Source organism: Vibrio splendidus (assembly GCF_024347615.1).
GTDB lineage: Bacteria > Pseudomonadota > Gammaproteobacteria > Enterobacterales > Vibrionaceae > Vibrio > Vibrio splendidus.
The window spans coordinates 2,890,228-2,912,726 of sequence record NZ_AP025508.1 but is presented as its reverse complement, the minus strand read 5'-3'; the positions used below and the strand labels follow the sequence as shown (position 1 = coordinate 2,912,726).

The 22,499-nt window shown below is 44.2% G+C and carries 20 protein-coding genes; 14 read left to right on the top strand and 6 right to left on the bottom strand.

The features are described from left to right. From odhB to sucD, 3 genes are all read left to right on the top strand, one after another. Window positions 1-1,209, top strand: coding sequence for a 2-oxoglutarate dehydrogenase complex dihydrolipoyllysine-residue succinyltransferase (gene odhB, locus OCU90_RS12860; protein ID WP_004734211.1), 1,209 nt, complete (start codon window positions 1-3; stop codon window positions 1,207-1,209). A 206-nt stretch (window positions 1,210-1,415) separates the two neighbouring features. Then, complete coding sequence (gene sucC / locus OCU90_RS12855) at window positions 1,416-2,582, top strand: ADP-forming succinate--CoA ligase subunit beta (RefSeq protein ID WP_004734210.1); 1,167 nt, start codon at window positions 1,416-1,418, stop codon at window positions 2,580-2,582. Further along, window positions 2,582-3,454: a succinate--CoA ligase subunit alpha gene (sucD, locus tag OCU90_RS12850; protein ID WP_004734209.1), complete on the top strand. Its 873-nt coding sequence runs from the start codon at window positions 2,582-2,584 to the stop codon at window positions 3,452-3,454. Before sucC ends, sucD begins: the two co-directional genes overlap by 1 nt. Window positions 3,455-3,627: 173 nt before the next feature. On the opposite strand, the gene znuB is transcribed toward sucD, so the two are convergent. Both znuB and znuC read right to left on the bottom strand, forming a co-directional pair. Further along, complete coding sequence (gene znuB, locus OCU90_RS12845) at window positions 3,628-4,413, bottom strand: zinc ABC transporter permease subunit ZnuB (RefSeq protein WP_017084084.1); 786 nt, start codon at window positions 4,411-4,413, stop codon at window positions 3,628-3,630. Next, entirely contained in the window at window positions 4,413-5,192 is a 780-nt protein-coding gene (znuC, locus tag OCU90_RS12840; RefSeq protein ID WP_061024448.1) for a zinc ABC transporter ATP-binding protein ZnuC, read from the bottom strand. The genes znuB and znuC overlap by 1 nt, the downstream gene beginning before the upstream one ends. An 83-nt stretch (window positions 5,193-5,275) precedes the next feature. On the opposite strand from znuC, the gene znuA reads away from it, so the two are divergent. Both znuA and OCU90_RS12830 read left to right on the top strand, forming a co-directional pair. After that, window positions 5,276-6,160: a zinc ABC transporter substrate-binding protein ZnuA gene (gene znuA / locus OCU90_RS12835; protein WP_061024446.1), complete on the top strand. Its 885-nt coding sequence runs from the start codon at window positions 5,276-5,278 to the stop codon at window positions 6,158-6,160. A gap of 247 nt (window positions 6,161-6,407) precedes the next feature. Then, window positions 6,408-9,791 (top strand): AraC family transcriptional regulator, encoded by a 3,384-nt coding sequence (locus tag OCU90_RS12830; RefSeq protein WP_061024444.1) that lies wholly within the window; start codon window positions 6,408-6,410, stop codon window positions 9,789-9,791. Window positions 9,792-10,012: 221 nt separating this feature from the next. Here the strand turns inward: OCU90_RS12830 and OCU90_RS12825 are convergent, their stop codons facing one another. Continuing rightward, window positions 10,013-10,213, bottom strand: coding sequence for a hypothetical protein (locus OCU90_RS12825; RefSeq protein ID WP_143700553.1), 201 nt, complete (start codon window positions 10,211-10,213; stop codon window positions 10,013-10,015). Between the two features lie 352 nt (window positions 10,214-10,565). On the opposite strand from OCU90_RS12825, the gene OCU90_RS12820 reads away from it, so the two are divergent. From OCU90_RS12820 to OCU90_RS12810, 3 genes are read left to right on the top strand one after another with little or no spacing between them, the layout of a single operon-like run. Next, window positions 10,566-10,787 carry a FeoA family protein gene (locus OCU90_RS12820; protein ID WP_004734203.1) on the top strand — a complete coding sequence of 74 codons (222 nt, stop codon included), beginning with the start codon at window positions 10,566-10,568 and terminating at the stop codon, window positions 10,785-10,787. After that, on the top strand, window positions 10,788-13,061 hold the full coding sequence (gene feoB, locus OCU90_RS12815) for a Fe(2+) transporter permease subunit FeoB (protein ID WP_061024442.1): 2,274 nt from the start codon (window positions 10,788-10,790) through the stop codon (window positions 13,059-13,061). Further along, entirely contained in the window at window positions 13,058-13,288 is a 231-nt protein-coding gene (locus OCU90_RS12810; protein WP_004734201.1) for a FeoC-like transcriptional regulator, read from the top strand. The genes feoB and OCU90_RS12810 overlap by 4 nt, the downstream gene beginning before the upstream one ends. Before the next feature lie 136 nt (window positions 13,289-13,424). Here the strand turns inward: OCU90_RS12810 and OCU90_RS12805 are convergent, their stop codons facing one another. Both OCU90_RS12805 and argS read right to left on the bottom strand, forming a co-directional pair. Beyond that, a complete protein-coding gene (locus tag OCU90_RS12805) occupies window positions 13,425-13,853 on the bottom strand; it encodes an HIT family protein (RefSeq protein WP_004734200.1) in 429 nt (142 codons plus the stop codon). 425 nt (window positions 13,854-14,278) lie between these two features. Next, complete coding sequence (argS, locus tag OCU90_RS12800) at window positions 14,279-16,012, bottom strand: arginine--tRNA ligase (RefSeq protein WP_061024440.1); 1,734 nt, start codon at window positions 16,010-16,012, stop codon at window positions 14,279-14,281. 350 nt (window positions 16,013-16,362) lie between these two features. Here argS and OCU90_RS12795 point away from each other — a divergent pair, with 350 nt between their 5' ends. Beyond that, a complete protein-coding gene (locus OCU90_RS12795) occupies window positions 16,363-16,959 on the top strand; it encodes a VOC family protein (RefSeq protein WP_017106139.1) in 597 nt (198 codons plus the stop codon). A 352-nt stretch (window positions 16,960-17,311) separates the two neighbouring features. On the opposite strand, the gene purU is transcribed toward OCU90_RS12795, so the two are convergent. Next, window positions 17,312-18,145 carry a formyltetrahydrofolate deformylase gene (gene purU, locus OCU90_RS12790; RefSeq protein WP_061024493.1) on the bottom strand — a complete coding sequence of 278 codons (834 nt, stop codon included), beginning with the start codon at window positions 18,143-18,145 and terminating at the stop codon, window positions 17,312-17,314. 282 nt (window positions 18,146-18,427) lie between these two features. Here purU and OCU90_RS12785 point away from each other — a divergent pair, with 282 nt between their 5' ends. From OCU90_RS12785 to OCU90_RS12765, 5 genes are all read left to right on the top strand, one after another. Beyond that, entirely contained in the window at window positions 18,428-18,628 is a 201-nt protein-coding gene (locus OCU90_RS12785) for a hypothetical protein (protein WP_061024438.1), read from the top strand. A 160-nt stretch (window positions 18,629-18,788) separates the two neighbouring features. Beyond that, on the top strand, window positions 18,789-20,717 hold the full coding sequence (locus OCU90_RS12780) for an ATP-dependent DNA helicase (RefSeq protein ID WP_017079482.1): 1,929 nt from the start codon (window positions 18,789-18,791) through the stop codon (window positions 20,715-20,717). A gap of 59 nt (window positions 20,718-20,776) precedes the next feature. Then, window positions 20,777-21,478: a tRNA (adenosine(37)-N6)-threonylcarbamoyltransferase complex dimerization subunit type 1 TsaB gene (tsaB, locus tag OCU90_RS12775; RefSeq protein ID WP_004734194.1), complete on the top strand. Its 702-nt coding sequence runs from the start codon at window positions 20,777-20,779 to the stop codon at window positions 21,476-21,478. A 91-nt stretch (window positions 21,479-21,569) separates the two neighbouring features. Continuing rightward, complete coding sequence (locus OCU90_RS12770; RefSeq protein ID WP_017074520.1) at window positions 21,570-21,875, top strand: hypothetical protein; 306 nt, start codon at window positions 21,570-21,572, stop codon at window positions 21,873-21,875. Between the two features lie 39 nt (window positions 21,876-21,914). Continuing rightward, window positions 21,915-22,475, top strand: a complete 561-nt coding sequence (locus OCU90_RS12765) for a Slp family lipoprotein (RefSeq protein WP_017079484.1) — start codon at window positions 21,915-21,917, stop codon at window positions 22,473-22,475. Window positions 22,476-22,499 lie beyond the last annotated feature (24 nt).

The following is a 22,499-nucleotide window of genomic DNA, read 5'->3' as shown; positions in this document are numbered from 1 at the left end:
ATGACAATTGAAATTCTGGTTCCAGATTTACCTGAATCTGTGGCTGATGCAACAGTGGCGACTTGGCACAAAAAACCAGGCGAAGCCGTTGCACGTGATGAAGTCATTGTAGACATCGAAACAGATAAAGTAGTTCTAGAAGTACCTGCTCCTGAAGCGGGTGTTCTGGAAGCTATCCTAGAAGAAGAGGGTGCTACGGTACTTTCTAAGCAGCTTCTTGCAAAGATCAAACCTGGTGCTGTCGCTGGTGAACCAACGAAAGATACCACTGAAGATACAGAAGCTTCTCCTGATAAGCGCCACAAAGCGGCACTGACAGAAGAAAGCAACGACGCACTAAGCCCAGCTGTTCGTCGTCTTCTTGCAGAACACAACCTACAACCAGCTGACGTCAAAGGCACTGGTGTTGGTGGTCGTATTACTCGTGAAGACATCGACGCGCACCTAGCAGCAGCGAAAGCGGCTCCGGTAGCAGCATCTGCACCAGCAGTTGAAGCGCCAGCAGCGGCTCGTAGCCAAAAACGCGTGCCTATGACTCGCCTACGTAAGACAGTTGCAAACCGTCTTCTAGAAGCGAAGAACAGCACAGCAATGCTGACTACTTTCAACGAAGTGAACATGAAACCAATCATGGACCTTCGTAAGCAGTACAAAGACCAATTCGAGAAGCGTCACGATACGCGTCTTGGTTTCATGTCTTTCTATGTGAAAGCAGTAACAGAAGCGCTGAAGCGTTTCCCAGAAGTTAACGCTTCGATTGATGGTACAGATATCATTTACCACAACTACTTCGATATCAGCATGGCGGTATCTACGCCACGCGGTCTAGTGACTCCAGTACTGAAAGACTGTGACACACTAGGTTTTGCTGACATCGAAAAAGGCATCAAAGAGCTAGCAATCAAAGGCCGTGACGGCAAGCTAACTGTTGATGAGCTGATGGGTGGTAACTTCACTATTACAAACGGTGGTGTATTTGGTTCTCTAATGTCTACGCCAATCATCAACCCGCCTCAAGCGGCAATTTTGGGTATGCATAAAATCCAAGATCGTCCAATGGCTGTTGATGGCAAGGTAGAAATTCTACCAATGATGTACCTAGCGCTTTCTTACGATCACCGTCTAATCGATGGCCGTGAATCAGTTGGCTTCCTAGTGACTATCAAAGAGCTTCTAGAAGATCCTGCACGTCTGTTATTAGACGTTTAGTATCGCTAAAACGTCTAGTTAACCTCGTTAGCTAGACGTAAAAAGTTTCAAAGGCTAGGCTGCTCAACGTCTGGCCTTCACTTGAACTGTAAAGCCATTAGAAAATGGACAGCAGTTGATTTGAGAAGACCCTACAGACGTACCACAGGAAACTGTGTCGTTATGGAAATAATAATCCCTTAAGGGAAAATAAACGGAATATCAAAATGAATTTGCATGAATACCAAGCCAAACAGCTGTTTGCAGAATTCGGTTTGCCTGTACCAGAAGGTTTCGCATGTGATACAGCACAAGAAGCTTTCGAAGCTGCAGGTCGTATCAGTACAGCCAAGAAAGTCGTTAAGTGTCAAGTACACGCTGGTGGTCGCGGTAAAGCGGGCGGCGTAGAGCTACATGACACTAAAGAAGGCGTTAAAGAGTTTGCACAAAAGTGGCTAGGTAAAAACCTAGTGACTTACCAAACAGACGCTAATGGTCAGCCTGTAACAAAGATCCTAGTTGAAGAAGCATCAAACATTGCTAACGAACTTTACCTAGGCGCTGTTGTTGACCGTGCAACTCGTAAAATTGTATTCATGGCGTCAACTGAAGGCGGCGTGGACATTGAGAAAATCGCTGAAGAAACTCCAGAGTTGATTCACCAATCTGCGATCGATCCTCTAGTTGGCCCTCAAGCTTACCAAGGCCGTGAATTGGCATTCAAACTTGGCCTAGCTGGCGATCAAATTAAACAGTTCGTTAAGATCTTCATGGGTCTTGGTGAAATGTTCGCTCAGTACGACCTAGCTCTACTAGAAATTAACCCGCTTGTTATTACAAATGAAGGTAACCTTCTTTGTCTAGACGGCAAGATCAACATTGATTCAAACGCAATGTACCGTCAGCCAAAGCTTCGTGAAATGCACGATCCTTCACAAGAAGACGAGCGCGAAGCGCACGCAGCTCAGTGGGAACTGAACTACGTAGCACTTGATGGCAACGTTGGCTGTATGGTTAACGGTGCAGGCCTTGCTATGGGTACGATGGATATCGTAAACCTACACGGCGGCAAGCCAGCAAACTTCCTTGATGTAGGCGGCGGCGCAACAAAAGAGCGTGTAGCTGAAGCATTCAAGATCATCCTTTCTGATGACAATGTTAAAGCAGTACTAGTCAACATCTTCGGTGGCATCGTTCGTTGTGACATGATCGCTGAAGGTATTATTGGTGCAGTTAAAGAAGTTGGCGTAACAGTTCCTGTCGTTGTTCGTCTAGAAGGTACAAACGCAGACCTAGGTCGCGAAGTACTTGCTAATTCTGATGTTGATATCATTGCTGCTGTATCTCTAACAGATGCTGCTCAGAAAGTTGTTGCTGCTGCGGAGGCTAAATAATGTCTGTATTAATTAACAAAGACACTAAAGTAATCTGTCAGGGTTTCACTGGCGGTCAAGGTACATTCCACTCAGACCAAGCTATCGCATACGGTACGCAAATGGTTGGTGGTGTTTCACCTGGTAAAGGTGGTCAAACTCACCTAGGCCTTCCAGTATTCAACACAGTACGTGAAGCAGTAGAAGTGACTGGCGCAACAGCAACAGTTATCTACGTACCAGCACCTTTCTGTAAAGATGCAATCCTAGAAGCGATTGATGCAGGTATCGAACTGATCGTAACGATCACTGAAGGTATCCCTACTACAGATATGATCGACGTTAAAGTGAAGCTAGAAGAAACTGGCGTTCGCATGATCGGTCCTAACTGTCCAGGTCTTATCACTCCAGACGAGTGTAAGATTGGTATCATGCCTGGCCATATCCACAAGAAGGGTAAAGTAGGTATCGTATCTCGTTCAGGAACTCTGACGTACGAAGCAGTTAAGCAAACTACAGATGAAGGCTTTGGTCAGTCTACATGTGTTGGTATCGGTGGTGACCCTATCCCAGGTTCAAACTTCATTGATATCCTAAAACTTTTCCAAGAAGACCCAGAGACTGAAGCAATCGTAATGATTGGTGAGATCGGTGGTACTGCGGAAGAAGAAGCAGCTGAGTTCATCAAAGCAAACGTAACTAAGCCAGTTGTATCTTACATCGCTGGTGTTACTGCTCCTCCGGGTAAACGTATGGGCCACGCTGGCGCAATCATCTCTGGCGGTAAAGGTACTGCTGAAGATAAATTCGCAGCACTAGAAGCAGCAGGCGTTAAGACTGTTAAGTCTCTTGCTGACATCGGTAAAGGCCTACGTGAAATCACGGGTTGGTAATCAGCTGGCTTTTATCTAACGAGATAGAAGTTAACTGAACGATATTAAAAAGGCTTGGTCACTGACCAAGCCTTTTTTTTTGTGACTGATTTTTTGTGAGCGGTTCTTTTGTAAACAATCACCGCATCAACTGTTGTGTTGTTAAAAGCCAGAACGGGTCCCGACTTTTCACTTTAGGCGCGGGTTCTGTACATTTGAGACAGCATAAACATTGCCGCAGCACTGATAACAACAGAAGGGCCAGCTGGTGTGTCATAGAACCAAGATAAACTTAATCCGCCGAACACAGCGATAGAGCCAATAACTGAGGCAAGAAACGCCATCTGTTCAGGTGTATTGGCAAACTTTCTTGCTGTTGCTGCTGGAATGATAAGTAGTGAGGTCATGATTAACGCACCAACAAACTTCATACCTACCGCAATTACGATACCCACAAGTAGCATCAAAATAAGACGCATTAAATCAATGTTGATGCCGTCAACTGCTGCGAGATCTTCGTTAACGGTCGTCGACAATAGTGGTCGCCAAAAGATAGCAAGCACCAATCCAATCACAGCAGCACCCGCATAGATGAACACTAAATCAGTCGGAGATACCGCAAGTAAGTCACCAAATAAGTAGCTCATTAGATCAACACGAACATTATCTAAGAAGCTGACAGCAACAAGACCCAAAGACAGAGCACTGTGCGCCAATATACCCAGTAAGGTATCGGTCGCGACTAGCTTTTGTTTTTGTAAAGTCACTAGCAACACAGCCAGCATCAAACAACAAATCAGCAGCGCGAGATACAAGTTAATGTTGAACAGAAAGCCAAGTGCTAAGCCCATCAAAGAAGCGTGAGCAAGCGTGTCACCAAAGTAAGCCATCTTGCGCCATACCACGAACGATCCTAATGGGCCTGCAATTAGCGCAATACCCAAACCCGCCAGAATAGAGGGAAGAAGAAACTCAAGCATTAGTGATGTCCGTGTTTATGGTTTGAACATTCATGCACGTCGCCTTCGACAGGCTGGCCTGCAAGATCATGATGGTGATGTTCGTGTTGGTGATGATAAAACGCTAGTGTTTCTTGGGTCGCGGTGCCAAAGAGCGCAATATACGAAGGGTGGTGTTTGATGTCTGCAGGTGCGCCTGAACAGCAGATGTGATGGTGTAAGCAGATAACATCGTCTGTTTTTGCCATCACTAAATGCAGATCGTGTGAAACCATAAATACGGCACAACCAAAGCGGTGACGAATGGTGTCAATCAGGTCATACAGGTCTATTTGCCCTTGTACATCAACGCCTTGAGCAGGTTCATCAAGAACAAGTAGATCTGGTCTTCTTAGCAATGAACGAGCAATCAGCACACGTTGGTTTTCACCGCCAGATAGCTGGTGCATGTTACTCTTTTGCAGATGTTCGGCGCCAACGAGCTTCAATGCTTCAAGGATCTCCTGCTGACTGAACTTACCAGTGAGCTTTAGAAAACGTTCTACATTGAGCGGTAGTGAATCATTGAGCTTTAATTTTTGCGGTACATAGCCAATTTTCAGTTTTTTAGCTTTTGTTATTGTGCCTGAAAATTTTCTTTGTAAACCCAGTACCACTTTGACTAATGTCGACTTTCCTGCACCGTTTGGCCCAATGAGGGTGGTGATTCTGCCGCGCTCTATATTTAGAGAGATGTTGTCTAGAACTTTTCGACCGTCAAATTCGACGCTCACAGAATCTAGTTGGATTAAGTTATCCATGAATAGAACTCATTTGCAATTCGCTAATGTTATAATGTAACATTTACCTCAAGCCTAAGCTACTTTTCTATTATCGAGGGATTATGTCACGTTCATCTTTTATACTTGCTACTTTGCTTTTAGCGCCAAGTGTCGCAAGTGCCAATACTATTCTAACAAGCTTTAAACCGATTCAAATGATTGTGACAGAATTAACGCAAGGCGTTAGTGAGCCGGATGTGTTGATGAACAGCAATGCTTCGCCGCATGATTATGCGCTTAAGCCATCGGATGTCAAAAAAGTTCATAGTGCCGATATGGTTATCTGGTTCGGCCCTGACCTAGAAGCCTTTTTGACTAAGGTGATTGGTTCAAAAGAAAATGTTATCAAGATCAGTGAGATTCCTGGAATCAACTTGCGAGAGTTTGGGCATGAAGATCACGATGCTCATGAAGGACACCATCATGGTAGCCATGACCCGCATTTTTGGTTGGGCATCGACCAAGTTGAAGTCGCGGCAAAATATATCTCAGCTAAGTTGATTGAATCTGACCTTGATAACGCAATGGCGTATCAAGAGAACCTAGACTCATTCTTGATTGCTTTGAAAGAGAAGAAGCAGTCAATTAATGAACAACTTGCGCCAGTGAAAGACAAAGGTTACTACGTATTCCATGATGCGTATGGCTACTTCGAACAGGAGTTTGAGTTAAATAACTTAGGTCACTTTACCGTGAGCCCAGAGCGCAAGCCGGGTGCAAAAAGCTTGATAGCTATCAAGAAAACCTTGGTGCGTGAAAATGTTCAATGTGTATTTGCAGAGCCTCAATTTACACCGGCTGTAATCGAATCGGTGACTCGCGGAAGCAATGCTAAGCAGGGGCAACTTGATCCTGTTGGTTCACAGGTTGAAGTGAAGAGTGGAAGTTATTTCGATTTTCTTCAGCAACTTACAGACAGCTACACCAGTTGCTTGAGTGCTAAGTAATCAGTAATCAATATTCCTAACGACACTTTGCTCTCGTTAATTTATGAATCATGCCGCTTTTTGCGGCATTTTCGTGACCGCTAAGATAAAACCTCTCAACAAATAGCAAACCTCCTTTCTCCTTTGTTAATTTCCGCTAAAATAGAAAGATAATAATAAGCACAAAAAAACTGAATTTTTGGTTCAGCAGCGATAAGACGTTGTGGACACCATAATTTCATGTGTTATTGCTGTTCAGGATGAAAAGTTGTATCGAATTATCTTCAGAATGTTCATGTTAATGAGCATTTCATTTAGCGTTCTCGCGGTAAATACATCACCCTCCGTTTTCTATCCTTTGCCCGTTCAAGCGCAAGGGAACTTTCTTGCGGCTAAAAACCTGTACTTAGGTGCCGGCGGCGGGCTATGGGTTCATGATGTCCATGGAAAAGTACTCTTTTATGATGGGCGAACCCTATTCCCTCGAAAGGGCAGCCTTCTGCAATTTTCTTCAGAAAGAGTCGCGTTTCTTAACGATGAGTTTTGGACATTTTTTGATAATGAGGTGTACCGACATAGCCCTGGTATTGGCAATGAGCTTGCGTTTAGTTTAAGCCCCGGCGCTGAGATCGCGAATATCGGCTCATCAGGTGATTATATTTGGGTCACAGATGGCAGTAATTTTTATACTTACAACACTCAATCTTTAGAATTTACCACCTACTCACTACTCAAACTGTATCGATACAACAATAGCAGTGATATTGCGATTAACGATGCGGAGTGGGTGTTGTCAAAATGGGTACTCGCGACCAGTTCTGGTGCTTACCTTTCTGAGGCGCAAGAGTTTACTCACATCACTGCATCAGATAAGCACCATATTGAGACGGTTTATTTTTCTAATGCTAGACGAGAGTTAGTGATTGGCACTTTAAATGGGGCGGTGATTGTTGATCTCGCGAATCCAGATAAAGAGAACAAAATAAAAGGGTCGCACGTTCTCTCGCTTGCTGAAACTTCAGACCAATATTGGATTGGCACTGAGCATGGACTCATTAGTTATAACTTCATTACGGGTCAAATTACACGATTCGAACAAGCCGCTAATCAAGATTTCTCGTTACCGGGAGAGAAAATATATTCGTTAATCAACGACCATGCTGGTGGGATGTGGGTTGCGACAAATAACGGCATCCGATATTTCTCACTGTTCAGTAAGACATTCTCAAGAACGCCATTAACGGGTATGGGAATGCACTCAAGTAGTGTCGTGATAAACAAAGTACAGCCGGTTAGCGAACAACTATCTTGGGTAGCTTCCTCAATGGGCCTCTATTTGGTCGATGCTCAAAGCAAAGAGAACCCAATTCGTGTTTATTCCAGCTCGGTACAGGACTTTGAGATCTTTGGTTCTTCCATTTGGTTGGCTACTGAAGAAGGCATTATTAGTTTTAATACCAATACGTTAGAGCCTGAAGTGCTCGGTTTACCAAGGTCTATCAAAGGGGTACACGTTGAGAACTTTGCGCTTCAAGCTGATAACGTACTTTGGATAACATCGGGGCAAGACCTTTATTCGTTATCTATCGAAACCATGAAGCTGACGGGGTACGGTACTGACTGGTTAGTTGATAAGTTTTTGCCAGCAAAAATCACGGCTCTCAATATAGGGTTACAAGGTCGTATATATATAGGCACTGACCACGGCTTCTACTCTTTTATTGATAAACGGATTAGTTTTAGTCGCTCAAGCGAACGATTTGGCAAAGTGGTCGATATTGAAAAAGCGAAGGATGGGGCTCAATGGTTTGCGAGTAGTTATGGCGTGTATCGAATCCCTTATGACAGCTCTATTATTCAAGAGGTCACGCTTGTTGAAGACAATATTAGCCCAAATTGCTTAATAAGCGATGACAATGGTGTGTGGTTAGGTTCTTCGAAAGGTATCAGCTATTACGGACTGGATGGGCAACTGCATAAACATATCGGTTCACCATTTGGCTTGATCACCAATGAACTGGCGGCAGGGGCATGTGCCTTGTTTGACAGCGAAGGCAGCCAATCTACGAGGCTTATTTTTGGATCAAAGTATGGCGTAGTCAGTGCGTTATCTGATGAGTTATTGGTATCAACAACACCTCATAGTCGAGCATTGCTGAGTAAGATCAGTGTTGATCAGCAAACCGTATCACTTGGTGGTAAGACAGCTGATTTGGATGAAATCCCTTATGGTTCATCCATGAGTTTTAAGTTGGGCATCCTACCTGCGACGTTTGCCCCTGCGATGGAGTATCGCCTGAGCGACGATGAACCTTGGAGTGAATTTGAAGGAGGCTTGTTAACGCTCGACCATCTTCTTCCGGGGGACTATACACTGGAAGTTAAACCCGTTAAGGACTCGCATTATCGCTTTGTGTCAACGAATCAAAGCTTCTCAATCGCTGAGCCTTGGTATCTGACTAATTGGGCTGCCGCAAGCTCTCTGGTGCTGTTGATTGGTGTCGTGACTATCTTGGTCTTTTGGCGTTCGCGTTATGTCACTTTTGCCAATAGACACCTAAAAGCGCAAGTTGCATTAAAAACAGATCAACTGAGGCACCAAAGTCGCATTCTGTTGACGACCAATCAACAGCTTAAAAAGCAACTATCAGTTAAGAGTGCGCTTGTATCGCACACAGCAAATGAACTCTCATCTGAAGTTAATCATATTGCTGCGATGCTCCCGAATTGGAATGATGAGAAAGGCAAGTCGCCAATCTTAACGCTGAAAAATGGCTTGGCTCAATTGAGCAATACACCTCAAGGAGAAGGGAAGGTCAGTTACGATATAATTTTGATCTTAGAAGCGGTACTCAAAGCTTGGCAAGATGATTTAGCCAAAGCAGGTATTGAACTGGATATTAGAGTTGATACCAAACAACGATACGTATCCTTACTGTATTTTAATCTCGATATTATTTTCAACAACTTGGTTGCGAGCATCATCAAGAGAAACTTTAAGTCACAAAGCATGGTGGTTCTGGTTGAAGAAGTGAAGGAGCATCTTGTCGTTACGATTCGAGATCATGGGATGCCTTTCCCTAAATTGGCATCAAGCATGAGTGACAATACCGGAAAATCGACTGATCTAAATATCGAAAAATTACCTCTATTGATGAATCAGAGTGGTGGTGAGCTGAACGCGTTTGTTTCTGACTATCAAAATAAGGTTCAGCTTTCGTGGCCGATTGAATATCAAGTGCTGGATAACCTGGAAGCCAGCACAATTGAGCAGATTGAAACCATTAAGCTTGCCGCTTCAACGCCAGAGCAACAAAGGTTGAGTGCTGAACAAGAGTGGAAAAACAGAGTGTCGCAGCTTGTGAGCGAAAACTACGCCGATGCAGAGTTCAGTACTGCAACTGCTGCTAAGTACTTGTTCATGTCAGAGAGAAGCTTACAGAGACGCTTTAAATCGGCTTATAACAAGACCTTTAAAGAGCATTTGAATGAAGTGCGTTTAGAGCATGCGTGCGAGCGGTTACTTGCGGGAGAGAAGATCTCAGACGTCGCGTTTGATTCTGGTTTTAATGACCCTTCCTATTTCAGTCAAAGGTTTAAGCACCATTTTGGTATGTCGCCATCTAAGTTTGCTGAAAACAGCGAAGAGTAGTGAGCTGCGGATTTACTCTACTTCTACATAGACAAAGATACTCTAAGCCTCGACATTCGTGTTGGGGCTTTTTTATGCTTCTACGAGATACGAGATACGAGATACGAGATACGAGATACGAGATACGAGATACGAGATACGAGATACGAGATACGAGATACGAGATACGAGATACGAGATTGATGTGGCCCCTAAAAAGTAGACACAGGGGGTTTAGTTGATTAGTTCACATCAATAGAGATAGAGATAGAGATAGAGATAGAGATAGAGATAGAGATAGAGATAGAGATAGAGATCAGTGGGGAGTTTGAAAGGCTGTTGGGATAAAACAAAAGGAAGAAAAAAAATATCGTGGTATAGCCGGGGGGACTATACCACGGGTGCCAAGGACACCTTCGCTTGCTGCCGGAGTGATATGGCAAGCCACATCACCTCTGGAATAAAATTAAAGAGAAGTAGTTTCTCTTCGTTGGAGTAACTATACGTCTGCCCACTTATTTTACTTATAAAATTAACGACAGATGGCCATGAGAAAACCGACATTATTTTAAGTTGTTGATAATTAGTGATTTATGTTGGTTTTTCTTGATTGGTACTAGTGAGGTAGTTCTCGTTGTTTGTTGAAAGTAACGTTTTTGACGTAAACGTTTTTAACGAAATTTACGAGTATGTATTTTCGAAAACATTGATTTCACACAATAGAATTGTGGTCATGTATGTGTATCATGGCAGTAATAACAATCTTTCTCATTATCAGTCACGAATTGGGCATTTATGAAACTCTCACAACTCGAGCAAGGAAAAGCGGCTTCTATTGTTGCACTAACAGGCTTAACACCAGACGTTAGAAAAAAACTTATGGTTATGGGCATGTTGCCAAAAACTGAGGTGACGCTAATCCGTCGTGCGCCGATGGGTGATCCGCTTCAAGTGGAGGTGAGAGGTGTTTCTATCGCCATTCGTGAAAGCATTGCAGAACAAATCGAGGTTATCTAAATGGATTATCAAGTTCTTACCGTTGGTAACCCAAATAGTGGTAAAACAACATTATTTAACGCCTTAACTGGTGCTAAGCAGCACGTTGGTAACTGGGTAGGTGTAACCGTAGAAAAGAAGACGGGTTTGTATTCGCATGCTGGTGATCAGTTTCAGCTAACGGATTTACCGGGTATCTACGCACTAGACAGTGGTAATGATGCGAACAGTATCGATGAATCTATCGCGTCTCGTGCTGTGCTAACTCACCCTGCAGATGTGATCATCAATGTTGTAGATGCAAGCTGTCTAGAACGAAGCTTATACATGACATTACAATTACGAGAGTTGGGTCGCCCAATGATCGTTGTATTGAACAAGATGGATGTATTAAAGCGTGAGCGTCAGGTGATTAACCTTAAAGCGCTAGAGAAAGAGCTTGGCTGTCCAGTTTTAAGCTTGTCTGCAAACGACAAAGGCCAAGTTGCACGTTTTAAAGAGCGTCTACATAAACTCCTTGTTCAAGGTGTGAGTATTGATCCTATCTCTATTGATTACGATGCCGCGTTAGAAGCTCTTATCCCTTCTGTTGAGTCACAATTTGATGATGCTGATGTATCTCACCGAGCTCTGGCTATTCGAGCTTTAGAAAATGATTACTTAGTCTTGAACGGATTGGCTCCTCAAACTCGCACTCAAATTGACAGTGTGCGCCTAGGAGCCGATTTCGATATTGACCTTGCTGTTGCTGACGCTAAATACACTTTCTTACATGACCTTTGTAAACGTGTTCGTCGCAGTGAAGGGAAACTAAGCCGTAACTTTACTGAGAAAGCAGACCAATTCATTTTGAATAAATGGGTCGGTATTCCTTTCTTCTTCGTCATCATGTACCTAATGTTCATGTTCTCTATCAATATCGGTAGTGCGTTTATCGACTTCTTTGATATTGGTGTTGGCGCAATATTAGTTGATGGTGGACACCACTTATTAGATGGCCATTTACCGGTTTGGCTAGTCACCATTCTTGCCGATGGCATCGGCGGTGGTATTCAAACGGTTGCGACCTTTATTCCGGTTATTGCCGCGCTTTACTTGTTCTTAGCGGTATTAGAAAGCTCGGGTTACATGGCTCGTGCTGCATTTGTACTTGATAAAGTGATGCAGAAGATTGGCTTACCGGGCAAAGCGTTTGTTCCGTTAGTACTTGGTTTTGGTTGTAACGTACCTTCAATCATGGCAACTCGTACTCTTGACCAAGAGCGTGAACGTAAACTGGCAGCATCAATGGCACCGTTTATGTCATGTGGTGCGCGTTTGCCGGTATACGCACTATTCGCAGCTGCGTTTTTCCCTGGTGCCGGACAAAATGTAGTATTCGCTCTGTACATCATGGGTATTGTTGCTTCTGTATTTACGGGCTTATTCCTTAAAAATACTATCTATCCTGGTAGCAGTGATAGCTTGGTTATGGAAATGCCGGATTACGAGTTGCCGACCGTGCAAAATGTGATGTTGAAAACTTGGCAGAAGCTGAAACGTTTTGTGCTTGGCGCAGGTAAAACCATCGTTATGGTTGTGGCTATTCTTAGCTTCCTGAACTCATTAGGTATGGACGGCAGTTTTGGTAACGAAGACAGCGAAAGCTCAGTGCTATCTAAAGCGGCTCAAGTTGTGACTCCAGTGTTCCAACCTATTGGTATTACTGAAGAGAACTGGCCTGCAACGGTTGGTATTATTACGGGTATTTTTGCGAAAGAAGCCGTTGTTGGTACATTAAACAGCTTGTACACCACGCCATCAGATGAAGAAGCGGCTGAATTCGATTTAGCAGCAAGCTTGCAAGAAGCCGTCATGACTATCCCTGAAAACCTAGCTGGTTTGAGCTATTCAGATCCATTAGGCATTGAAGTGGGCGACTTGTCTGACTCAAGCTCTGTGGCTGCAGATCAAGAGGTTGATACTTCGATCTTTGGTAACTTGAAAGACAAGTTTGTATCAGGCCACGCTGCGTTTGCTTACTTGATTCTTATCCTGCTTTACACACCTTGTGTTGCTGCGATGGGCGCTTATGTTCGTGAGTTTGGTCAGACGTTCGCCCGCTTCATAGCGGTATGGACAATGGCTCTTGGTTACTTCGGTGCAACCTTCTACTACCAAGCAGCAAACTTCGCTGTACACCCAGTAAGTAGTGCTGTGTGGATGGTGGCAATTGCTGGTGGCTTTGTGGTGACGTATCGCGTCTTCAAGAAAATTGGCAGTAAGCAAAAAGCGCTAGAGGTGCAAGTAGTATGATTTTAACTGAACTTCATCAATACATTGATAACGAGGGCGTTGCTGCTCGTAGTGAACTTGCGTCTAAGTTTGGAATGAGCGAAGACGGTGTCGATGCGATGCTGAGTGTGTGGGTCAAGAAAGGTAAGGTATCTCGCTTGGTCGACACCAACAAGCATGGCCATACAACACGTATTCGTTACACCATCAGCAAACAAGATGGTCTGTCACTGAATGTGATGATGTAGTTCAGAGCTTCATACTCTCGTTGAAAACGACGAGATTAGACAATAAAAAGCCGCTCACCTATTTTAGATGAGCGGCTTTTTGTCATGTGTCTATTCTGAAAAGCCTTGCTTTAATGCGTAGTGAGATGAACTCGAATTACGCTTTCTTAAAGATAGAGCTCAGCGATAAAACGTTTTGAATGCGAGTATGGATTGCGGCTTGTTCTTCTTCACTGCGCTGTTCGCCTTTGGTGTTGCCCCATACTGGACCTGGCCACGCGATGTCGTCTTTGAAACGTGCAATATGGTGAATGTGCAGTTGTGGCACCATGTTACCCAGCGCGCCTAGGTTTAACTTGTCTGGTTGGAACGTCGCTTCTAATGCTTGGCTTACCGCTTGAGACTCAAGCAAGAACTGCTGTTGTTCTTTCATTGGCAGATGGTGCAACTCTTTTAGGTTGGCACGTTTTGGTACCAAGATAACCCAAGGCACAGCACTGTCTTTGCTTAGCAGTGCCAAGCTTAGTGGAAATTCGCCGATAAGCGTGGTGTCTTTTGCTAACTGTGGGTGAAGTTCAAAGCTCATGATCTTTCCAATTAATTGTTTTACTTGAGTATAAGGTTGGAGTTGGGATGTGGCTAGCGCTTACGTTCTCAATAAGCAGATTCCCTATCACGTTCGTTCCTCACTGCAGGGAATGACGGGCGAGGAGAGTTTTAGCGAATGGCTTTGCTTGTGTTACGCGTTTGGAGGAGATTTCCTATTACGTTTGTCCCTAACTATAGGCGGTAACGATTCGGTGTAGTTTGATAAGTTCATTAATGTCGAGTTGGACTAACGACACTTATTTTCGTCATCTCCTATAGCGACGAAGGAGCGTAGTAGGAGATCTCTTGCTGCGTAGGCCGACTAGTCGCAAAGATAAACGAGTAAACGAAACCTCCAGATAAAACAAAAGGTTGATGCTCTCACATCAACCTTTGTATTTATTCATTGTAACCCGAAGGGAATTACATGCGCTCTAGAGTTTCGATACCTAGAAGAGACAGACCTTGCTTGATAGTCTTAGCTGTCAGTGCAGCAAGCTTCAGGCGGCTCTGTTTAACGGTTTCATCTTCAGCCACAAGGATAGGGCACGCTTCATAGAAGCTAGAGAATTGACCAGCAAGTTCGAACAGGTAGCTACACATGATGTGCGGTTGACCTTCACGAGCAACAGACTGTACCGCTTCTTCAAATTGTAGAAGTTTCGCGATAAGGGCTTTCTCTTTTTCTTCAGTGATTTTGATTTCACCTTCAAGAGAGTCCATAGAAATGCCTGCTTTAGCAAAGATTGAAGCAACACGAGTGTACGCGTACTGCATGTACGGTGCTGTGTTACCTTCAAATGCCAGCATGTTTTCCCAGTCGAACACGTAATCAGTGGTACGGTGCTTAGAAAGGTCTGCATATTTAACAGCCGCCATTGCAACTGTGTTCGCGATGGTTTTCTTCTCGTCTTCTGCTAGCTCAGGGTTTTTAGATTCAATCAGCTGAGTTGCACGTACTTCTGCTTCGTCCAGAAGATCAGCAAGACGAACTGTACCGCCTGCGCGAGTTTTAAATGGCTTACCATCTTTACCTAGCATCATGCCGAATGCGTGGTGCTCAAGAGATACAGACTCAGGAACATAACCCGCTTTACGAACGATAGTCCAAGCTTGCATTAGGTGTTGGTGCTGACGAGAGTCAATGAAGTAAAGTACGCGGTCTGCGCCCAGTTCTTCAAAACGGTATTTAGCACATGCAATATCGGTTGTGGTGTACAGGAAGCCACCGTCACGTTTTTGTACGATAACGCCCATCGGGTCGCCATCTTTGTTTTTGTATTCGTCTAGGAATACAACTTGTGCGCCGTCAGACTCTTTTGCTAGGCCTTGTGCTTGTAGATCAGCAACGATGTTTGCAAGCATGTGGTTGTACATACTTTCACCCATCACATCATCACGTGTCAGTGATACGTTCAGGCGATCATAGTTACGTTGGTTTTGAACCATGGTTACGTCAACCAGCTTTTTCCACATTTCAGCACAGTATGCGTCGCCGCCTTGCAGTTTTACTACGTAGCCACGTGCTTTTACTGCGAACTCTTCGTCTTCGTCGTAAAGCTTTTTAGATTCACGGTAGAATTGCTCAAGGTCTGAAAGTTCCATTGAAACTTCGCCAGTTTCAGCTTGGATGCGCTCAAGGTTTGCGATAAGCATACCGAATTGAGTACCCCAGTCACCAATGTGGTTAGCACGGATAACTTTGTGACCTAAGAACTCAAGTGTACGAACAACAGCATCACCGATGATCGTTGAACGTAGGTGACCAACGTGCATTTCTTTTGCAACGTTTGGTGCAGAGTAGTCAGCAACAATTGTTTGTGCTTCAGCCGCTGCAACACCAAGGCGAGAGTCAGCTAATGCTGCGTCTGCTTGTTGTGCTAGGAATGCTTCATCTAGGAAGATGTTTAGGAAACCTGGACCTGCGATTTCAACTTTAGAAGCGATACCGTCTAGGTTTAGAACGTCCAATACTTTTTGAGCAAATTCTCGAGGGTTAGTGCCTAGTCGTTTAGCAACGCCCATAACGCCGTTTGCTTGGTAGTCACCAAATTGTGGTTTTGCAGATTGGCGAACAGCCGCAGGAGAGCCTGCAGGTGCGCCAGCGGCTTCTAGAGCCTGAGATACTTTGTCATTAATCAGTGCTTGGATATTCACACGCGTTTCCTTCAATTCAAGGATGAATAAGAGTGGCCGTTATTTCGTGGGTATTAAATTTGGTTAATTATGCTTCGAGTTAACGATTTAATGCCGAAATGAACAACAGACTCTGTTTAAGTTCACAAAAATGGCGTTAATCATACCAATTTTGTGGGGTTTCTTATAGGTCGAATTGATAGAAAATTAACATTTCCTGAGGGGTTTTTGACAATCGACTTTGACCAAGCCAGGTTTGTCTATTTAGGAAAGTAAGACACCGTACTTTTTGAACGTTTTTTTATAAAAGTAACACTTGTTGCTGAAAGTAAAACTGATACCATGCAGCCATTATTTGGAGAACAAAGACAATGACGATGAGCCTGAAGCAAGCTGAACTAGAACCACAACAAATGATTGCGCGCCTTGATACGTTTATGGCGAAAATTGAGAACCTAGTAAATAAATTGGGTTTGGATTTAAGCTTTGCTCAAGCGGATCATATTGCATTAAGAATCAATGACACTGATCTTGCGAAATCAGCACATCAAGCATGGTCTGAATACGGCTCTACGCTTTCAGAAGCGATGGTTAACGGTCGTCCAATTGTGGTGTTGGCTTTCGATGAGCCATTGCAAAGCCTTGGTTGGAAGATTGAGTGCTTAGAGTTGCCATATCCAGCAGAAGGTAAAATTTATCCAAGCCAAGATTGGGAACATGTCGAGTTTGTGATTCCTTCTCACGCACAAACGCCTGATGAGTATCTAGCAGATCTTAAAGAAACCTATCCACAGTTTGCCGCTAAGTTTGAAACCTTGGCAGAGCAAGGTATTAAGATAAAACTCTCTAGCCCGAAAGGCGAGGGTGAACGTTTGAATAACCCAACGGTGGCTTTTAAACATCAAGGTATTTGTATTAAGCTACATCCACACTCTTTGAAGAAGGTTGTTGAATCTGAACAAGCTTAATTTGACTTGGGTAAGTTCTTAGATGAGATTCCTGAGCTCGCTTAGGCTTGTCGGAATGACGAAGTGCTTGATAGTGTGTTTGCCAGAGTCTATTTTTAGAGGCTGACTGAGCGTTCGAGGGTGTATGTCAGAGTCTACAGTTAGAAGATTCATGGCTGAATTCGTCATTCCCGATAGCGACGAAGGAGCGTAATCGGGAATCTCTAAAAGCTAGTCTGATAACCAGATACAAAAAACGCGCAATGGGTTAACCCTGTTGCGCGTTTTTTTATTTGGGTTCTAACTGGAAGTCTTACTGTAAATCGCTTTTAAGCTCAGAATTACAGAATTACAGAATTACAGAATTACAGAATTACAGAATTACAGTCTTGTTGCCGTAAACAAACACATGATCGTTGATCACTTTGTTTAGAGCCTTACTCAATACGTTTTTCTCTACGTCACGACCGGCTTGAGCCATGTCTTTCGCGCTGAAGTTGTGATCCACAGGGATTACATCTTGCTTAATGATTGGGCCTTCATCCAAATCATTAGTCACAAAGTGCGCCGTTGCCCCAATGATCTTTACGCCGCGCTCATAAGCTTGTTGGTATGGTTTAGCACCAATGAATGCTGGTAAGAAGCTGTGGTGAATGTTGATGATCTTGTGATTGTACTTCTCAACAAAGCCCGGAGTCAGCACTCGCATGTATTTAGCAAGAACCAGATAGTCCGCCTCATACTGGTCAATTACTTCAAGCATCTTCTTCTCATGTTCTTCACGGTTTAGTCCTTCGTGAGAAACATGATGATAAGGAATATCAAAACGCTCGGTTAAGCTTTGCAAAGTATCGTAGTTGCTAACAACAGCCGCGATTTCGACATCTAAGCTGCCATCAAAGTTCTTCATCAGAATATCGCCAAGGCAGTGAGCTTCTTTAGTCACGAGTATCACGACACGCTTACGAGAAGAGCCCATCAGCTTACGTTTCGCATTCTCTGGCAATGCTTGGTCTAAATCGGCAAGCAAGGTTTCGTCATTGAAGTAACCCTCTAGCTCGGTACGCATAAAGAAGTGGCCACTAGTGTTATCGACGAACTCATTATTGTGAATAATATTGAGTTGGTGCTTATAACAAATGTTGGTGATCTTTGAGATGAGGCCTGGGGCGTCAGTACAATGTGTTAATAAAGTTTTTCTTTCCATTTGCATCTTACTTCCATGAATGTTGCACTTTTTTATATGAAATCGGGATTCTTCAAATTTAATGCAGGCCGTCGAACGGTGAACTGAGCCGCAATATCACCGTTATAATTAATCTATTATCAATTTGGTTTCAACAAAATCTACCGTTCATTTAGGGGATTAATAAATTGAGAGGCTTAATAAATTCAGGTAGAGGTTAGATTTCTGACGGTTTTAACCGACATTCTCGGTCAAGTTCCACTAGAGCGAGCCAACATTTCAGCCATGCATAGGTGATCATTTATGGATAAAGAGTTACTAGCGAAAAAGTTGTATTGTAAGCGTGTAAATTCATTAGTGGGTGATGTTCAGGTGGACGGCAACGTTCTTGATGAAATGTGGGAAAGCAAAGCTTCTCCGACTGATGCTGCTAAAGCTATGCAACCAAATGATTCCGGTTTTTCTGGTGCGCCTTGGTTATCTCGTTACTTGAATCGCAAGTAGTTAAACAACCCCTTCATTTGTTTTGGGCTAGGTTGGTTAACAAGACTTAGCCTGCTATGTTCTATTCGATAGACACCTCCGGTGTGCAGTCATTTCTGATTCGCACCGGCTCACTAAACCTGCCATAATTCGCCCTCTATTTTTCTAAACCACGTACTCTATGATATCTAAAACGTTTTCTGCTGATGGTGCTCTGGGTAAAGCGATCCCTGGGTTTCAACCACGACAAGCTCAGTTGGACATGGCTGAGGCGGTCTCACAGGCCATTGAGCAACAAAGCCAATTGGTTGTTGAGGCAGGGACGGGTACCGGTAAGACGTTTGCTTACCTAGTACCGGCGCTGCTGAGTGGCAAGAAAACTATTATCAGTACGGGGTCTAAAAACCTTCAAGAGCAGTTGTTTCATCGTGATTTACCATTAATGGTCGATGCGCTTGGTTTTTATGGTCAGGTTGCTCTGCTGAAAGGTCGCTCAAACTATTTGTGTTTAGACAGGCTCAGTCGCCAGATGATCGAAAGTCATGGCACTCATACCGATCCAACGCTGTTAGCTCAGTTGGTTAAAGTGCGCAGCTGGTCGTCAGCGACTCAAACTGGCGATTTAGGTGATTGCGATGATATTGCTGAAGATAGCCCAGTTATTCCAACCATTACCTCGACTAACGACAACTGCTTAGGCAAAGAATGCCCAAGCTACACTGATTGCTTTGTGCTTAAGGCGCGTAAAAAAGCGATGGACTCCGATGTTGTTGTAGTGAACCACCACTTGTTTCTCGCAGATTTAGCGATCAAAGAAACCGGGTTTGGTGAGCTGATACCTGAAGCCGATGTGTTTATCTTCGATGAAGCGCATCAACTTCCCGATATCGCCAGTCAGTACTTTGGACAATCAGTATCAAGCCGACAAATCCAAGAGCTAGCCAAAGACATTGAAATCGCTTACCGCACTGAAGCGAAAGACATGCGTCAGCTACAAAAGGTTGGCGAGAGGCTCATTCAATCAGCTGCTGACCTACGCATTGTTCTCGGTGATACGGGCTTTCGTGGTAACTGGCGTGAAGCATTGAAGTCAGAGTCGATTGCGAGAGAGCTAGTTCGCCTACAAGATGCGTTGCAACTGGCTGTCGATGTCTTGAAATTAGCATTGGGTCGAAGCCAGTTGTTAGACACGGCCTTCGAGCGCGCAACTATGATTAAGTCGCGTATCGAACGTGTGTGTGATGTGTCGATTACCGGTTATTCTTATTGGTATGACACCACGCCACGACACTTTGCTTTGCACATCACGCCTCTTTCGGTTGCCGATAAATTCCACGAACAAATCGAGCTTAAACCGGGTGCTTGGGTGTTTACTTCAGCAACGCTAGCGGTGTCGGATGATTTCGACCATTTCACCTCTCGACTCGGGTTAAAACCGTCAGCACAGTTTTCACTGCCAAGCCCGTTTGACTATCCAAATCAGGCGCGTTTGTGTGTACCTCGCTATCTTCCCGAACCAAATAGCCCCGGCTTAGCGGATAAGCTAGTAAGAATGTTGACCCCTGTGATTGAGCAAAACCAAGGTCGGTGTTTCTTCTTGTGCACCTCACACAGCATGATGAAAGAGTTGGGGGAACGATTCCGTGAAACGCTCTCGGTTCCCGTTCTGCTACAAGGTGAGACAAGTAAGCAAAAAACCTTAGCCGAATTCATGGAATTAGGTAACGCATTGCTGGTGGCCACTGGTGCCTTCTGGGAAGGTATAGATGTTAGGGGCGACGCATTAAGCTGTGTTATCATCGATAAATTGCCCTTTACCGCCCCAGACGACCCGTTACTTAAGGCTCGAATCGAGGACTGTAAGTTAAAAGGGGGTGATCCTTTTGCACAAGTACAGTTACCAGACGCAGTGATTACCTTGAAACAAGGTGTTGGCCGATTAATACGTGATAAACGTGATAATGGCGCTTTGATTATTTGCGATAACCGCTTGGTGACCCGCGATTACGGTGGTGTATTTTTGGCGAGTTTACCGCCTATCCCACGTACCCGTGACTTAGGGATCATTAAAGAATTCTTAGCTAAAGACCATTCAACCGCTGCTGAGTAATTGGCATTGTTGAGCTTAGCCATTATTTTTAGATTAGATAACGAATATTTGAGACACGAATGAGCGCGAAAATTCTTGCAGTAGATACCGCAACTGAAAACTGTTCAGTTGCACTAGTAATGGGTGACCAGGTGTTCGCACGTAGCGAAGAGGCTCCTCGAGACCATACGAAAAAAATTCTACCTATGGTTGATGAAGTACTGAAAGAAGCGAATGTCGCTTTAACCGATATCGACGCAATCGCGTTTGGCCAAGGCCCAGGCAGTTTCACGGGTGTACGTATTGGTATCGGTATTGCTCAAGGCTTGGCTTTTGGTGCTGATTTACCGATGATCGGTGTGTCTACACTGGCAGCGATGGCGCAAGGCAGCTACCGTAAATTTGGTGAAACTCACGTAGCTACAGCGATTGATGCTCGCATGAGTGAAGTATACTGGGCTCGTTACAGCCGTGAAGATGATGGTCGTTGGACTGCGGTTGATGCTGAATGTGTCACGCCTCCAAGCGAATTAGCTGCGCAGCTTGAAGCGGATTCTGAGACATGGGCAAAAGTCGGCACCGGTTGGGAAGCGTATGCAGAGCACATGGACACACTCGCGATTAACACCAAAGCGTGTGAAGTCCTGTTTCCAGAAGCTCAAGACATGGCGTTCCTTGCTCAATTTGCTTACGCAGAAGGTAAAGCGGTTGCAGCAGAAGAGTCTGAGCCTGTTTATCTTCGTGATAAAGTGACGTGGAAAAAACTGCCAGGTCGAGAGTAAATACGTATTATTTTGGCTTTGAATTCACTTTGCAAAGCCAAAATAAAAACAGATACACAATCATTAACATCAGGTAATAAACTCTTTAAGCATGGTTTCAATAAACGGCTTACCTCCTTCTTCGATAGGTAATACATCCAAAACCAATCGAACCAACAAAAAGAACGAGGTAAAAAAAGGCGATGCAAAAACCTCAGTTGGTCAGCCAACTAAGGTCGCGAATGCTGTCTCGCATTCGATTCGCCAAGTCAAAGAATCTGAGATTCACAAAGCTCAGGTTCAATATGATCTTCCAGAAGGGCGTGGACGACGTGCGATGGAGGAGTATATGGACGTGATGAATCAAGCTAAAAAAGAGGAACTTGCGAAGCTTATTGGGGTCGATATTTATATCTAGCTTTGTGCTTTCATTTATCCTTTTCTAAGGACCAGCATTATGTTTTCTCTCATTTCTAAATCTCGCTTATTTTTCCTTGTCGCCTTCTCTTCGATGGTGATGGGTTGCTCATCTCTACCAGAAGAACTTAATGCAAACTCTGAACAGGTGGTAACTGACTACCAAGAGTGGGTAAACACAGTGCCAGACGCTGGTGATGTTCGTTTAGGTGGTGTGATTGCTAAAGTCACTAACTTACAAGATAAGACTCGTGTTGAAGTGGTTAACTTGCCTATCTCAAGCAACGGTAAGCCAGATATTGATGCCGAGCCAAAAGGGCGTTTTGTTGGTTACATTGATGGTTACGTAGAACCTTTGAGCTTTGCTGAAGGCCGTTTAGTCACCTTGGTTGGAACATCAAGTGGTACTGAAGATGGCACCGTTGGTGATTACCCTTATACCTTCCCAGTAATGAATGTCTACAACCAACGTTTATGGCAGATCACCGAGCGAGTGGTCATCAATGACTTTGCGCCAACCTATTACTCTTGCCGCAGTTTGCATTGTCGCAGCTTTCAAACCATGCCTAAGTCAGGCCGTGTGATTCAAGATGTGGAATAGTCGAACCTGAAATCGACACACTAA